Origin of the sequence: Streptomyces sp. NPDC005408 (assembly GCF_040606445.1) — a bacterium.
Taxonomy (GTDB): domain Bacteria; phylum Actinomycetota; class Actinomycetes; order Streptomycetales; family Streptomycetaceae; genus Streptomyces.
This window is the reverse complement of record NZ_JBEXEX010000016.1, coordinates 25806-39017: the sequence shown is the minus strand read 5'-3', so window position 1 is coordinate 39017 and position 13212 is coordinate 25806. Positions and strand designations below refer to the sequence as shown.

Genomic DNA, 13212 nt, shown 5'->3' with positions numbered 1-13212 from the left:
GTCGAGCATGAGGAAGGCACAGCAGATGGGACGCCATCGACGCAAGCGTTCGGGCATGCCCGTACGCACCGGGCTGCTCGGCGCCTCCGCAGCCATGGCCGTAGGCGCTGTCGCCGTCGCGTCCGGCCTGCTGCCGGGCGGCGACAAGTTCAACGTCAGCGGCGGCAGTGAGTCGAGCGGGCAGGTACGCACCGAGGGCTCCGCCCAGTTGCAGACCCAGGGCGACGCGAGCGCCGAGCCGACGAGCGGCACTTCGGCCTCCCCGAGCCGGACCGCGCCGCGCCCGCAGGCGCCGTCGAAGACCCCCTCGCCCAAGCCGACCAAGCCGACCAAGCCGTCCGCGACGCCGTCGAAGCAGACGAAGGCTCCGGCGCCGAAGAAGACGACGCCCCCGACCCGTACCGAGACGCCTGCCGCCGACCGCGCGTCCGAGCGGGCCAAGCCCGTCCTTTCGGGCGCGGCGGCTGCCGAGGCCGAGGTGCTCACCCTGGTCAACAAGGAGCGCGCGAAGGTGGGCTGCAGCCCGGTGCGCACCGATACCTCCCTGGCGGATCTCGCCGGGGACTTCAGCGCCGACATGGCCTCGCGCGATTTCTTCGACCACACCGACCCTGACGGGGACACTCCCTGGGACCGCGCCGACCAGGCGGGCGTGAAGGGTCTGGGCGGCGAGAACATAGCTCGCGGGCAGGCCGACGCGGCCGCGGTGATGAACTCATGGATGAACAGCGACGGTCACCGCGCGAACATACTCAACTGCGACTACAAGACGCTGGGCGTCGGCGTGGTCATGGGCGACGGCGGCCCCTGGTGGACCCAGGACTTCGGCTTCTGAGATAGCCGCAGGTCAGAGCCCTAAGAACTCTTCTGGGCCGTCTCCGGGCCGTCGTCCGCAGGGTCTTGGTTCCTGACGACCCGACCACGGCGGCCCGGGTGACCGAGGGTGCCGCAGTGGACCCGCGCTGATCGCTCAGGCGGGCACTCAGTGCTTGAGCGCGACCTTGAGAGCCACGATGATCAACCCGAGGAGAAGGTTGATCGCACCGGCGAGCAGCATCAGACGGCGCGGGGCGCCGGCGCGGCTGGCGGCCACGGTTCCCCAGCCGACCTGTCCGGCCAGAGCGACCCAGAGTGCCAGCCATGCTGTCCCCTCGATGCCCAGTCCGAAGAGTGGACTGATGGCCACGGCACAGGCCGGTGGGACAGCCGCCTCGATGATCGGGCGCTCTTCTGCGCACGCGCGGCGGACCTCCCTCCAGCTCAAATGGTGCACCATTCGGGCCCCGAAAAGGCCGGAGAAGACGTGCGCGGCCCAGAACACGACACTGGTGCACAGCAGCAGCAGAACGAGTTGGACCCGGGTGAACGAGCCGAGCGCTCCGGTGCCGGCCACCACGGAGGCGGCAAGCAGCGAGCCATAGACAGCGCCGGAGTAATCGATCTGGGCCGCGTTGTCCGCCGGGGTCTCCGCGGGACGCTCAGGGGTCCGACTGTTCATACGTCCAGGGTCGTTGAGCAGACCACGCTCCGCACGGGCGGGAAGCCTCGGGCCGCGGCACTTCTTCGGCTACTGAGACCCCGGTCCAGCCCCGACGTAGAACACTTTCGAATAGTTAGCGCGCCGGAGTAGGGTGGCCGTCATGGATGACGACGGCCGCCCCTTCGACGTTTTCTCCAAGCAGTGCCCCTCGCGCGGCACGCTGGAGCATGTGACGGGCCGCTGGGGCAGCCTGACGATCGGCGCCCTGTACGAGGGGACCCTCCGCTTCAACGAAGTGCGCCGGCGGGTCGACGGCGTCAGCGAGAAGATGCTCTCCCAGACGCTGCACGCCCTGGAGCGCGACGGCCTGGTGCACCGGGAAGCACAGCCCACCAATCCCCCGCGCGTGGACTATGAACTCACCCCGCTGGGGCGGGCCGTCGCCGAGCGGCTGCTCGGACTGATCGGCCTGGTCGAGGGCCGGATGCCCGAGGTGCTCGCCGCGCGCGAGCGCTACGACGAGGTGCGCGCGAGTCTCGGCGCCCGCTGACAGCGCGGGCAGTAGTAGCTGGAACGGTTCATCCACGGTCGTCGGCGTATGGGAGTGCCGCAGCGGCGGCAGGGCTCGCCCTCGCGGCCGTACGCGTCCAACGACCGGTCGAAATAGCCCGATTCGCCGTTCACGTTCACATACAGGCTGTCGAAGCTGGTGCCGCCGACGGCCAGGGCCGCGTTCATCACGTCCCGTACATGACCGAGGAGTTCGGCCGAGCGGGGACGCGTGAGGGTCGCGGTGGGGCGCTCGTAGTGGAGCCGGGCGCGCCAGAGCGCCTCGTCCGCGTAGATGTTCCCGACCCCGCTGATCAGCGACTGGTCGAGCAGGGCGCGCTTGACCGTCGTACGGCGCAGCCGCAGCGCGATGTTGAAGGCCGCGTCATCGAAGGCCGGGTCCAGCGGATCGCGGGCGATGTGCGCGATCGCCTCCGGGAGTCCTTCGGGGGTGTTGTCGTGCAGCGACAGACCGCCGAAGGTGCGCTGGTCGACGAAGCGCAGCTCGGTGCCGAGCCCGTCGTCGAAGCGGATCCGGATGCGCAGATGCTTCTCGTCGGCGGCGTCCTCGGGCTGTACGAGCAGCTGCCCGCTCATGCCGAGGTGGCCGAGGATCGAGGTGTCCGTGTCCGCGAGCGGCAGCCAGAGGTACTTGCCGCGGCGGCGGGCGATCCCGACGCTGTGGCCCTTGAGGCGGGCCGCGAAGTCGCCGGCGCCGGCCGGATGACGGCGGACCGCGCGGGGGTGCAGAACCTGCACGTCGGCGATCGTCCGCCCGCTGACCCAGCGCTGGAGTCCGCGACGTACGACTTCGACCTCGGGCAGCTCGGGCACGGGGCTCCTTCTGGGCAATCTCAGGGTGACGCCCGCAGCGTACCTCCGTGCCGGAGGCGGAAAACCGCGAGGCCCCTGCGCTCCTGACGAGCGAGGGGCCTCACGGGGAAAGTGGAATCGTGGACTCAGGCCGAGGCCTGATCCGCGGGTTCCGAGGTTGAAGGGATGTCGGCGGCCCCTTCGTCACCAGCAGCGGCAGCATCCGCCTCGGCCTGGGCCTGGGCCTTCGCCCCAGCCTCCGCTTCGGCCTTCGCAGCAGCCGCGCGCTCGTCCGCGGCGGCACGGATCTCCCGCCACGCGGACTCCGCCGCCTGCTGCTCCGCTTCCTTCTTGCTGCGGCCGGTGCCGGTGCCGTACGAGACACCACCGACGCGGGCGGCAGCAGTGAAGGTCTTCTCGTGGTCCGGGCCGGTCTCGGTGACGAGATACTCCGGAACTCCGAGCCCCTCGGCGGCGGTGAGTTCCTGGAGACTGGTCTTCCAGTCCAGGCCCGCGCCCAGGTTCGAGGACTTCTCGATGAGCGGGTCGAAGAGCCGGTGCACCAGCTCCGAGGCCGCTTCGAGGCCCTGGTCGAGATAGACCGCACCGATCACCGCTTCAAGGGTGTCGGCGAGGATGGATGCCTTGTCCCGGCCACCCGTGCCCTCTTCGCCCCGGCCGAGCCGGATGAAGAGGCCGAGTTCGAGGCCGCGGCCGACCTCCGCCAGCGCACGCGAATTGACCACCGCGGCCCGCAACTTGGCCAGCTGGCCTTCGGGCAGGTCGGGGTGGGTACGGTACAGCGTGTCGGTGACCACCAGGCCGAGCACCGAATCCCCGAGGAATTCGAGCCGCTCGTTGGTGGGCAGACCGCCGTTCTCGTACGCGTACGAACGGTGGGTCAGCGCACGCACCAGAAGGGCGGACTCGAGGTGATACCCGAGCCGCCCTTCCAGAAGCGTGTGGGACGAGGCTGCGTTGACGTTGTCCGCCTGCTTCTTGGCATTGGACAGTTCAGACATCGTGCCTCTCACCAGCCGCTCAGACCTCGAGGACCTGGCGCTTGTTGTAGGTGCCGCAGCTCGGGCACGCGATGTGCTGCTGCTTCGGCTCCTGGCAACGCTCACACGAAACCAGGGTGGGGACCGCAGCCTTCCACTGCGACCGGCGGTGGCGCGTGTTGCTGCGCGACATCTTCCGCTTCGGAACAGCCACGGCTACTTCTCCTGCTTCTCGTCGACGCCCGCTTCGGCGCCGCCCATGTTGTCCTTCTCGCCGTCCTGAATGGTCTCGGCGAGTCCCTGCAGTGCCGCCCAACGAATGTCGACGGCGTCATGGTGGTGGTCCGGGTTCTCGTCCAGCCTGATCCCGCACTCGGGGCACAGACCGGCACAGGTCTCCCGGCACACCGGCTGCATCGGCAGTGCGAGCACTACCGCATCACGCAGCAAGGGCTCGAGGTCGAACAGGCCGTCCTCGAGAAAGAGCCTGTCCTCGTCCTCGGCGTCGTCGACCGGCTCCGCAGCGCGACTGCGGCTCCGGTCATCGGCGTCGGGGTACGAAAACATCTCCTGGAAGTCCACCGCGACCTCTTGGCTCAGCGGCTCCAGACACCTTACGCACTCCCCCTCGGCCGATGCACGGGCGGTGCCTGTGACAAGCACCCCTTCCATGACCGACTCCAGGCGGAGTTCAAGCTCTACGGGCGCGCCTTCCGGCACACCGATGACCCCTTCGATACCGAAGTCCTTGGGGGCATCAACCGAGCGGGTCAGCCGCTGGAGAGCACCAGGACGCCGCCCCAGCTCGTGTGTGTCGAACACGAGGGGGTTGCGGTGGTCGAGGCGCGTGCTCAGGGCTTTTCCTGCTTTCGGTTCGTGGGGAGGGGCCGTCCCGCATCTGGGTGCGAAGCGGGCAGCTGTGATCGCGGAGCTACGCGCGACCGAAGAGCCAGGATACTGGACGGGCCGCCGTAGACCCAATCCGTGCTTCCCGGCGGCGGCTCAGCGCCCCTGCTCGTACCGGCGCAGCTGCTCCAGGTCGATCATGCTCGTGTCGAACAGGCTGGTCTCGTCCAGGGCGGCGCCCTGCTGCTGGACCTGCTGAGGCTGGTGCTGGGGCTGGACCTGCTGCTGGTAGGCGTACGGATCCTGCTGCGCGTACTGCTGGTCGTAGCCCTGCTGCTGGTACGCGGCGTACGGATCCTGCTGATAGCCGGCGTACGCCTCCTGCGGCTGGTAGGCGTACGGATCCTGCTGGGCCGGGATCTGGGGCTGCTGCTCGGCCACCGGCTGGTACTGGTGCTGCGGTTGGACCTGCTGCTGCGGCTCGGACAGCTCCGCGAGACCAGCCAGATAGTCGGCGTCGCTGGCGTGCTGCTGGGTGCCCGCCGCGTCCTGGGCGGCCATGTGCTCACCGAGGGCGTCGCTCGTGGTGCGACCGTGGAGCTTCTGGCGGCCGCGGCCGACGGCGTCGAGGGTTTTGGAGAGCACGGCCTCGAAGGCGCCCAGCTTGGTGTCCACGTACTCGTCGGCACGCTGGATCAGGGTCTGCGGGTCCGCGCTGTACTCGGGGGCGTCCTCGTCGGCGTACCCCTGCTCGTCCAGACCGGGGCCGCGGCCGAGCAGCTTCTCGCGGCCGCGGTCGACCGAGCCGATGGTCTTGGTGAGGACGACCTCGAAGTTGGCCAGCTTGGAGTCGACGTAGTCGTCGGCCTCCGCCCGGATCTCCTCGGCGTCCCGGCGGGCCTCCGCGAGGATGCGGTCGGCCTCCTCCTGGGACTGGCGGGCGACCTGGGTGTCCGAGATCAGCGAACCGCGCTCGGCGTGGGCGGTCTCGATGATCCGCCCGGCCTCCTGGCGGGCCTGCTCGACCAGCTGCTCACGGCCGCCGATCAGCTCCTGGGCCTGGGCCAGGGAGCCCGGCAGGGCCTGGCGGACCTCTTCGAGCATGGCGAGCAGGTCGGCGCGGTTCACCACGCAGGAAGCAGACATGGGCATGGACCGTGCGCTGCCGACCGCCTCGACGATCTCGTCGAGCTTCTTCTGGACGTCCACCGTGGTTCGCCACTCTCTGCCTGATATGAGCCGGACGGGACGACTGTACGGGCAGTCGGCGCCCGCCCGACACCGGGTGACGGACTGTCAGTTCGTCACTTCTGGGCGAGGCGCCGGGTCAGGGCCTCGTGAACGACAGGAGGCAGCAGGTGGGAGACGTCACCGCCCCAGGCGGCGACCTCCTTGACGAGGCTGGAGGAGAGGAAGCTGTAGGTGGGGTTCGTCGGGACGAAGAGGGTCTCGACACCCGAGAGGCCGTTGTTCATCTGGGCCATCTGCAGCTCGTAGTCGAAGTCGCTGACCGCCCGCAGCCCCTTGACGATGGCGGGGATGTCGCGCTGCTTGCAGAAGTCGACCAGGAGCCCGTGGTGGGACTCCACGACGACGTTCCCGTACTCGCTGGTGACCTGGCGGATCATCTCCATCCGCTCTTCGACCGTGAACAGCCCCTGCTTGGACTGATTGATCATCACCGCGACATGTACGACGTCGTACAGCTTGGAGGCGCGGGCAATGATGTCGAGGTGCCCATTGGTGATGGGGTCGAATGACCCCGGACAGACTGCGCGGCGCAACTGAAGTCCCTCGCTCTCCGAACCGGTCATCGTGCGTCTTCGCATGTAGAGGCGGCGCGACCGTACCAAAGCGTGCCCTCGCCGTAGCGACGGGCCCGCAGAGGTTCGAAGCCCTGCGGCCAGACGAATTCGCCGCCTCTGGTGCTGCGCTCCACGGTGGCGAGCGCATCGTCCGCGAGCCAGCCCTGGCGCCGGAGTGTGAGCAGAATCTCCCGAAGATCGTCATCGGTGACGGCGTACGGAGGGTCGAGAAAGACGACGTCGTACGGGTCCGCGGGGGCCGGACCTGTCACGATCTGTTCCGCTTTGCCGGTGCGCACCTCGGCGCCGGGCAGTCCGAGCGCGCGGACGTTCTCCCGGACGATGCGGGCGGCGCGGTTGTCGGCCTCGACGAGGAGGGCATGGGACGCACCGCGGGACAGCGCCTCCAGGCCGACGGCGCCGGAGCCCGCGTACAGATCGGCGACGCGGATGCCGCTGAGCGTGCCGAGGAGCGACTCCCAGCTGGAGAAGAGCCCCTCGCGAGCGCGGTCGGACGTGGGGCGGGTGCCGGTGCCGGGCGGGACGGCGATACGGCGTCCGCCGGCCGCACCGGCGATCACGCGGGTCATCTGAGTCCGATCCTTCGAGACGGGGGCGGATGTGCTGAGCGGTTCCGCTGAAAGGAGCCGAGCGGATGTGCTTAAACGATAGGCCGTTTCAGGTGCTGTCGGCTCAGCATCATTCTCCGGTGCCCAGCTGCCCCAGGCGGGCCTCCAGGAAGTCGCTCTCCACAGCATTCTCCGTGAGCAGGAGCGCCTCCTCGTACGCCGATCGTGCCTCCGCGGTGCGGCCGAGCCTGCGCAGGAAGTCGGCGCGGGCGGCTGCCAGATAGCCGTAGCCCGCCAGCTGCGGCTCGGCGGCCAGCGCGTCGACCGCAGCGAGCCCGGCGGCCGGGCCGCCCGCAAAGCCCACCGCCACCGCCCGGTTGAGAGCCACCACCGGCGAGGGCCAGATCTGGACCAGCAGGTCGTAGAGCGCCACCACCTCCCGCCAGTCCGAGCGCCGCCCTCACTGTGGCCGGCGTCGGGACGTCGATGTGCTTCCCGACCGTGGCCAACGCGGTCATGGGCTCCGTACCGCAGCAGGAGGCCGGAGTCGCATCGGGTACGAACAGCGCGATCCGTGGACTCGGCGGTGTCTTCGGTGTCGCCGTCCTCGCGGCCGTCTTCACGGGCCCGGCCGTCTTAGGGTCACCCGACGCCTTCGTCGACGCCTTCAAACCGGCCCTCTGGGTCGGAGCGGGCCTGGCAGCGGTCGGTACCGTCTCGGCGCTGCTCGCACCCCGGCACCAGGGCCCGCAGCCGGTCGAGGCCGCCGACTCCGCCGCGGCCGAAGCCGATGCCGTGCCTCAGATGGCGCGGACCGATGCGTGACGGTGAAGTCTCCGTCAGCCCTTGTCGAGGTACTGCTCGCGCTCCGTGTCGAGCAACGCGTCCAGCGCCGTACGCAGCTCGGGCAGCTGCTCAAGATCCGGATCGGCGGCGACGATCGCCACGGCCTCCCCGCGGGCGGCCGCGATGATCTCCTCGTCGTCGATGACCGTGAGCATCCGCAGCGAGGAGCGCACACCGGACTGGGCCTGGCCGAGCACATCGCCCTCGCGGCGCTGTTCGAGGTCGATACGGGAGAGCTCGAAGCCGTCGAGTGTGGCGGCGACCGCGCCCAGCCGGGCCCGGGCGGGGGCGGCCTCGGGCATCTCGGTGACCAGAAGGCACAGCCCGGGGGCCGAGCCACGGCCGACGCGGCCGCGCAGCTGATGCAGCTGCGACACCCCGAACCGGTCCGCGTCCATGATCACCATCGCGGTGGCGTTGGGGACATTGACTCCGACCTCGATGACGGTGGTGGCGACGAGGACGTCGACATCGCCGGCGGCGAAGCCGCGCATGACGTCGTCCTTGTCGTCGGGTTGCATCCGCCCGTGCAGGATCTCCACCCGCAGGCCCTTGAGAGGGCCCGCCGCGAGCTGGCCGGCAATCTCGACCACGGCGAGCGGAGGGCGCTTCTCCGCCTCGTCCTCGGCGGATTTCTTCTTCGGCTCGTCCTCGCCGTCTCCGATGCGGGGGCACACCACATACGCCTGATGGCCGTTCTCCACTTCCTCGCGCACGCGCTCCCAGGCGCGCGCCAGGAAGTGCGGCTTGTCCTGGGCGGGGACCACATGGCTGGCGATCGGCGAGCGCCCCGCGGGCAGCTGGTCCAGGACCGAGGTCTCCAGATCGCCGAAGACCGTCATCGCGACCGTACGAGGAATGGGGGTGGCCGTCATGACCAGCAGATGGGGCGGCTGCTTGCCCTTGGAGCGCAGGGCATCACGCTGCTCCACACCGAAACGGTGCTGCTCGTCGACGACGACCAGGCCCAGATCGTGGAACTGCACCTTGTCCTCGATCAGCGCGTGCGTACCGATCACGATCCCGGCCTCACCGGTCACCAGATCGAGCAGCGCCTGTCTGCGCGCGGCCGCGCCCATGGAGCCGGTCAGCAGCACGACCTTGGTTGCGTGCTCGGCTCCGCCGAGCATCCCGCCCTCCGCGAGCTCGCCCATCATCTCGGTGATCGAGCGGTGGTGCTGCTGGGCGAGGACTTCGGTGGGCGCGAGCATGGCCGCCTGGCCGCCCGCGTCGACGACGGTGAGCATGGCCCGCAGGGCCACCATCGTCTTACCGGAGCCCACTTCGCCCTGGAGGAGCCGGTGCATGGGGTGCTCGGTCGCCAGGTCGTCGAAGATCTCCTTGGTGACCTTCTGCTGGCCCTCGGTCAGGGTGAAGGGCAGCTTGGCGTCGAAGGCGTCGAGCAGCCCGCCGGGCCGCGGTTTGCGGGCCACCGCGGGCAGTTGGGTGTCGGCATACCGGCGGCGGGCGAGGGCGACCTGGAGGACGAAGGCCTCGTCCCACTTCAGCCGGTCGCGTGCGTCGGCGATGTCCGCCTTGGTGTGTGGCCGGTGGATCTTCAGCAGGGCCTCGGGAAGCGGGACGAGGTCGCGGCCTTCGCGCAGCGCCTCCGGCAGCGGATCGACGGCCTCCCGGGCCCTGGGCAGTGCCGCGTCGACCGCCTTGGCGATCTTCCAGGACTCCAGTTTCGTGGTGGCCGGATAGATCGGGATGAGGGCTCCGGCCCAGGAGTCGACGGCCTCGTCGCTCTCTCCGTGGAGCAGTTCGTACGCGGGGTGGGCGAGCTGCAGCTTGCGGTTGAAGACGGACACCTTGCCCGCGAACATCGCGCGGGTGCCCGGCAGCAGATCCTTGTGGGGCTTGTGAACACCCTTGCCGAAGAAGACCAGTTGGAGCTGACCGCTGCCGTCCGTGATGACGACCTCCAGGCGCTGGCCCCTGCCCTTCGAGCCGCTGAACGTCAGCACGCGCGCGCTCGCCACCTGGGCGACCACCGTGACGTGCTCGTCCAGCGGCAGGTCGGACAGGTGCGTGAGCTCGCCACGCTCCGCGTACCTGCGCGGGTAGTGGTGCAGCAGATCACCGAGGGTGTGCAGGTCCAGATGCTCGGCCATCACCTTCGCGGTGGCGGCTCCGAGCGTCTTCTTCAGGGGTTCGTCGAGCGCGGACACGCGATCCATTGCACACCACCGCACTGACAGACGTCGCGCACCTGTGGATAACCGCTGGTCACGCCGGTGCCGCGAGCCAGGCGCCGGCATCGCGATCCGCCGGGCAACCCCGCGCCCCGCCGGCCGGGCACCCCCGCACCGGGCAACCCCAAGACCCGCACCGCACCGCACCTACTCCACCCCGATCAGCAGCGGCGACGCCCCCCGGCCGCCCCGGTACACCACCGTGTCGACCGCCAAGTGGCCCTCCCGTACGTGCCTTTCCAGGCGGTCCGCCACCGCGTCGCCCTCAGGGACGTCCTCGCCCAGGATCAGCGTCACCAACTCGCCGCCCGCCGCCAGCATTCTGTCCAGGACCGCCTCCGCCGTCCCCGGCAGGTCCGCGCCGATCACCGCCACGTCGCCGTCGATCAGGCCCAGTACGTCACCGGCCTGGCACACGCCCGCCGTCGTCCACGACTGCCGTTCCGCGACGGCCAGTTCGGCGTAGCGGGTCGCGCCCGCCGCCGCTGTCATCGCGACGACGTCCTCGTCGAAGCGGCGGTCCGGTTCGTGGACGGCGAGCGCCGCGATGCCCTGCACCGCCGCGCGCGTGGGGATGAGGGCGACCCGTACGCCCTCCGTACGGGCCTGTTCCGCGGCCGCCGCGGCCGTGTGCCGCAGATCCGCGGAGTTCGGCAGCAGGACCACTTCCCGCGCATGCGCGCGCCGGATCGCGTCGACCAGTTCACCGCTGGCCGGCGGTTCCCCCGGGCGTGCGAGCACCGTCGTCGCGCCGGCCTCCGCGCACAGGCCCGCCAGGCCCTCCCCGGGCACGACCACGACGACCGCCCGCTGCACCTGCTCGCGCGACACCGCCGCAGCACTGTCGAAGTGAGTGATCCGAATCCGGTACGGCCGCCCGGCCTCGACGCCCGCCTCCACCGCCGCGCCCGCGTCGTCGACGTGCACGTGGACGTTCCACAGCCCGTCGCCGCCGACGACGACGAGCGAGTCGCCCAGCCCGTCCAGCCGGGTCCGCAGCCGGGCGACGGCCGCGTCATCGGCTTCCAAGAGGTAGATCACCTCGAAGGCGGGACCCCCGTCGGCGCACGGCTCGCCACCGGCGACGGAACCCGCGGCCACCGCCACAGCCGCGTGCACATGCGTCGGCCCCGGCGGCCCCGGCGCCTCCCCCGTCACCGCCTCCACCAGCGCCCCCAGCACCGCAAGCAGCCCGCGGCCGCCCGCGTCGACGACCCCGGCGCGGTCCAGGACCGCAAGCTGCCCGGGCGTCGCGTCCAGCGCGGCCCGCGCCCCCTCGTACGCGGCACGCACGGCATCGTCCGGTGAGGCCTCCGCCGCGTCCGCCGCCGCCCCCGCCACCGTCAGGATCGTGCCCTCGACGGGATGAGCGACTGCCTCGCGCGCAAGCCCGGAGGCCCGGCGCAGCGCATCGGCCAGATGATCTCCGGCACCGAGCCGCTCGGACATGCCCCGCAGCAGCTGCGCCAGGATCGTCCCGGAGTTGCCCCGCGCGCCGATCAGCGCCCCGTGGGCCATCGCCCGGACCACATCGGCGGGCGCGGGCGCGGAGGTGCCGGTCTCGTGCGCGGCGAAGACGGCCTCCACAGCGGCCGCCGCGGACTCCACGGTCAGATACAGATTCGTGCCGGTGTCCCCGTCAGCGACCGGATAGACATTGATCGCGTCGATCTCCTCGCGCTCCCGGCCCAGCGCTTCCAGCGCCAGTGAGCACCAGGCGCGTACCGCTGCGGCGTCGAGGGTCTGCGGCACCTGGTGATCCTCCTCGATCGGCCGGAAGGGCCGTGGGCAGCGGGTTGCACCGCAGGGTAGACCCCTGGTGGGAGCAGGGTCCGGGGTGGGGGCGGGAGAAGCCATGGTAGTTTCGTATCTCGGACGCAGTCGTTGTATGCTGCTCCGGTTGCCCGATGAGAGTCGGGCCAATTCCCCCGGCAAAGCCACCAATCAGATCACTGATCCGGCGCGCCGGAATTCACTGTAAGTGCATCTGAAGTCTTTGGAGTGACCCGTGGCTGCCAACTGCGACGTCTGCGGCAAGGGGCCGGGCTTCGGCAACAACATTTCGCACTCGCACCGCCGTACGTCCCGTCGCTGGAACCCGAACATCCAGCGTGTGCGTGCCGTGGTCGGTCGGACGCCGAAGCGGCTCAACGTCTGCACCTCGTGCATCAAGGCCGGCAAGGTCTCGCGCTAACCGCGACGTTTCGTCGTAGCGCAGCCCCTGCGGTTGCCTTGAAAGCCGGTCCACCTCGGTGGGCCGGCTTTTCGCCGTACCCGGACGGGAATCAGCCGTACCCGGACAGGAATCAGCGCAAGCGCCAGCCGTGATCCACCGGGCCGATCCCGCCCCCCAGCGCGAACCCCGCGGCGATCGCCCCCGTGACGTACTCCTTCGCGGCCCGTACGGCCTCCGGCACTGCCAGCCCCTTCGCCAGCCCCGAGGCCACCGCCGACGCCAGCGTGCAGCCCGTCCCGTGCGTGTGCCGGTTGTCGTGCCGGGGCGCGCGCAGCCAGTGCTCCTCCGCGCCGTCCGTCAGCAGGTCCACCGCGTCGCCCGCGAGATGCCCGCCCTTGATGAGCGCCCACCGCGGCCCGAAGCCGAGCACGGCGTCCGCGGCCCGCCGCATCCCGCGCTCGTCGTCGACCACCAGGCCGGTCAGCTGGGTCACCTCGTCCAGATTCGGCGTGGCGACGGTCGCGACCGGCAGCAGCTTGGTGCGTACGGAGTCGAGCGCGGAGGCGGCCAGCAGCGGATCCCCGTGCTTGGAGACCCCCACCGGGTCCACGACCACCGGCGCGTCCGTCCCGGCCAGCAGTTCGGCGACCGTCTCGACCAGGGGCGCGGACGCCAGCATGCCGGTCTTCACGGCCTGTACGCCGATGTCGTCGACGACGCTGCGGTACTGGGCCCGTACCGCATCGACGGGCAGTTCCCACGCGCCCTGCACGCCCAGTGAGTTCTGCGCGGTGACCGCGGTGAGCACGCTCATGCCGTGCACGCCGAGCGCCAGCATCGTCTTCAGGTCGGCCTGAATGCCCGCACCGCCGCCGGAGTCGGACCCGGCGACGGTGAGCACACGAGGAGGCAGGGATATGTCCATGCCCAAG

The 13212-nt window shown here is 70.4% G+C and carries 16 protein-coding genes; 4 read left to right on the top strand and 12 right to left on the bottom strand.

Annotation, left to right across the window (positions count from 1 at the left end):
* The first annotated feature begins 25 nt into the window (after nucleotides 1–25).
* On the top strand, nucleotides 26–835 hold the full coding sequence (locus ABZS64_RS17410; protein ID WP_355829732.1) for a CAP domain-containing protein: 810 nt from the start codon (nucleotides 26–28) through the stop codon (nucleotides 833–835).
* 147 nt (nucleotides 836–982) lie between these two features.
* On the opposite strand, the gene ABZS64_RS17405 is transcribed toward ABZS64_RS17410, so the two are convergent.
* A complete protein-coding gene (locus ABZS64_RS17405) occupies nucleotides 983–1498 on the bottom strand; it encodes a hypothetical protein (protein ID WP_355829729.1) in 516 nt (171 codons plus the stop codon).
* Nucleotides 1499–1640: 142 nt separating this feature from the next.
* Between ABZS64_RS17405 and ABZS64_RS17400 the strand changes: the two genes are divergently transcribed.
* Nucleotides 1641–2030, top strand: a complete 390-nt coding sequence (locus ABZS64_RS17400; protein WP_355829726.1) for a helix-turn-helix domain-containing protein — start codon at nucleotides 1641–1643, stop codon at nucleotides 2028–2030.
* Here the strand turns inward: ABZS64_RS17400 and mutM are convergent.
* The 8 genes from mutM to ABZS64_RS17360 form a co-directional block, all read right to left on the bottom strand.
* Complete coding sequence (mutM, locus tag ABZS64_RS17395) at nucleotides 1994–2863, bottom strand: bifunctional DNA-formamidopyrimidine glycosylase/DNA-(apurinic or apyrimidinic site) lyase (protein WP_355829722.1); 870 nt, start codon at nucleotides 2861–2863, stop codon at nucleotides 1994–1996. The two genes, ABZS64_RS17400 and mutM, sit on opposite strands and share 37 nt — an antisense overlap.
* A 125-nt stretch (nucleotides 2864–2988) precedes the next feature.
* Nucleotides 2989–3864, bottom strand: a complete 876-nt coding sequence (gene rnc, locus ABZS64_RS17390) for a ribonuclease III (RefSeq protein ID WP_355829719.1) — start codon at nucleotides 3862–3864, stop codon at nucleotides 2989–2991.
* 19 nt (nucleotides 3865–3883) lie between these two features.
* Nucleotides 3884–4057 carry a 50S ribosomal protein L32 gene (gene rpmF / locus ABZS64_RS17385; RefSeq protein ID WP_026165248.1) on the bottom strand — a complete coding sequence of 58 codons (174 nt, stop codon included), beginning with the start codon at nucleotides 4055–4057 and terminating at the stop codon, nucleotides 3884–3886.
* 2 nt (nucleotides 4058–4059) lie between these two features.
* Nucleotides 4060–4698, bottom strand: coding sequence for a DUF177 domain-containing protein (locus tag ABZS64_RS17380; protein ID WP_355829993.1), 639 nt, complete (start codon nucleotides 4696–4698; stop codon nucleotides 4060–4062).
* Between the two features lie 147 nt (nucleotides 4699–4845).
* Nucleotides 4846–5898: a cell division initiation protein gene (locus ABZS64_RS17375; RefSeq protein ID WP_355829716.1), complete on the bottom strand. Its 1053-nt coding sequence runs from the start codon at nucleotides 5896–5898 to the stop codon at nucleotides 4846–4848.
* 95 nt (nucleotides 5899–5993) lie between these two features.
* Nucleotides 5994–6473 carry a pantetheine-phosphate adenylyltransferase gene (gene coaD / locus ABZS64_RS17370; RefSeq protein WP_355829990.1) on the bottom strand — a complete coding sequence of 160 codons (480 nt, stop codon included), beginning with the start codon at nucleotides 6471–6473 and terminating at the stop codon, nucleotides 5994–5996.
* A 26-nt stretch (nucleotides 6474–6499) separates the two neighbouring features.
* Nucleotides 6500–7084 carry a 16S rRNA (guanine(966)-N(2))-methyltransferase RsmD gene (gene rsmD / locus ABZS64_RS17365; protein WP_355829713.1) on the bottom strand — a complete coding sequence of 195 codons (585 nt, stop codon included), beginning with the start codon at nucleotides 7082–7084 and terminating at the stop codon, nucleotides 6500–6502.
* A 109-nt stretch (nucleotides 7085–7193) separates the two neighbouring features.
* Nucleotides 7194–7496: a hypothetical protein gene (locus ABZS64_RS17360; RefSeq protein ID WP_355829710.1), complete on the bottom strand. Its 303-nt coding sequence runs from the start codon at nucleotides 7494–7496 to the stop codon at nucleotides 7194–7196.
* A gap of 68 nt (nucleotides 7497–7564) precedes the next feature.
* On the opposite strand from ABZS64_RS17360, the gene ABZS64_RS17355 reads away from it, so the two are divergent.
* Complete coding sequence (locus ABZS64_RS17355; RefSeq protein WP_355829708.1) at nucleotides 7565–7888, top strand: hypothetical protein; 324 nt, start codon at nucleotides 7565–7567, stop codon at nucleotides 7886–7888.
* A 14-nt stretch (nucleotides 7889–7902) separates the two neighbouring features.
* On the opposite strand, the gene recG is transcribed toward ABZS64_RS17355, so the two are convergent.
* Nucleotides 7903–10089: an ATP-dependent DNA helicase RecG gene (gene recG, locus ABZS64_RS17350; RefSeq protein WP_355829706.1), complete on the bottom strand. Its 2187-nt coding sequence runs from the start codon at nucleotides 10087–10089 to the stop codon at nucleotides 7903–7905.
* 162 nt (nucleotides 10090–10251) lie between these two features.
* On the bottom strand, nucleotides 10252–11856 hold the full coding sequence (locus tag ABZS64_RS17345) for a DAK2 domain-containing protein (RefSeq protein ID WP_355829702.1): 1605 nt from the start codon (nucleotides 11854–11856) through the stop codon (nucleotides 10252–10254).
* A 256-nt stretch (nucleotides 11857–12112) separates the two neighbouring features.
* On the opposite strand from ABZS64_RS17345, the gene rpmB reads away from it, so the two are divergent.
* A complete protein-coding gene (gene rpmB, locus ABZS64_RS17340) occupies nucleotides 12113–12298 on the top strand; it encodes a 50S ribosomal protein L28 (RefSeq protein WP_003957616.1) in 186 nt (61 codons plus the stop codon).
* Nucleotides 12299–12410: 112 nt separating this feature from the next.
* Here rpmB and thiD read toward each other — a convergent pair whose 3' ends face one another.
* The gene (thiD, locus tag ABZS64_RS17335) at nucleotides 12411–13205 is read right to left on the bottom strand and encodes a bifunctional hydroxymethylpyrimidine kinase/phosphomethylpyrimidine kinase (protein ID WP_355829699.1); all 795 of its coding nucleotides are present in this window, start codon (nucleotides 13203–13205) and stop codon (nucleotides 12411–12413) included.
* Nucleotides 13206–13212 lie beyond the last annotated feature (7 nt).

Excerpts from the sequence above, each read along its gene's own strand:
- rnc (WP_355829719.1), bottom strand. The coding sequence starts at position 3,864 with ATGTCTGAACTGTCCAATGCCAAGAAGCAGGCGGACAACGTCAACGCA.
- ABZS64_RS17410 (WP_355829732.1), top strand. The coding sequence starts at position 26 with ATGGGACGCCATCGACGCAAGCGTTCGGGCATGCCCGTACGCACCGGG.
- ABZS64_RS17400 (WP_355829726.1), top strand. The coding sequence starts at position 1,641 with ATGGATGACGACGGCCGCCCCTTCGACGTTTTCTCCAAGCAGTGCCCC.
- rsmD (WP_355829713.1), bottom strand. The coding sequence starts at position 7,084 with ATGACCCGCGTGATCGCCGGTGCGGCCGGCGGACGCCGTATCGCCGTC.
- ABZS64_RS17405 (WP_355829729.1), bottom strand. The coding sequence starts at position 1,498 with ATGAACAGTCGGACCCCTGAGCGTCCCGCGGAGACCCCGGCGGACAAC.
- thiD (WP_355829699.1), bottom strand. The coding sequence starts at position 13,205 with ATGGACATATCCCTGCCTCCTCGTGTGCTCACCGTCGCCGGGTCCGAC.
- recG (WP_355829706.1), bottom strand. The coding sequence starts at position 10,089 with ATGGATCGCGTGTCCGCGCTCGACGAACCCCTGAAGAAGACGCTCGGA.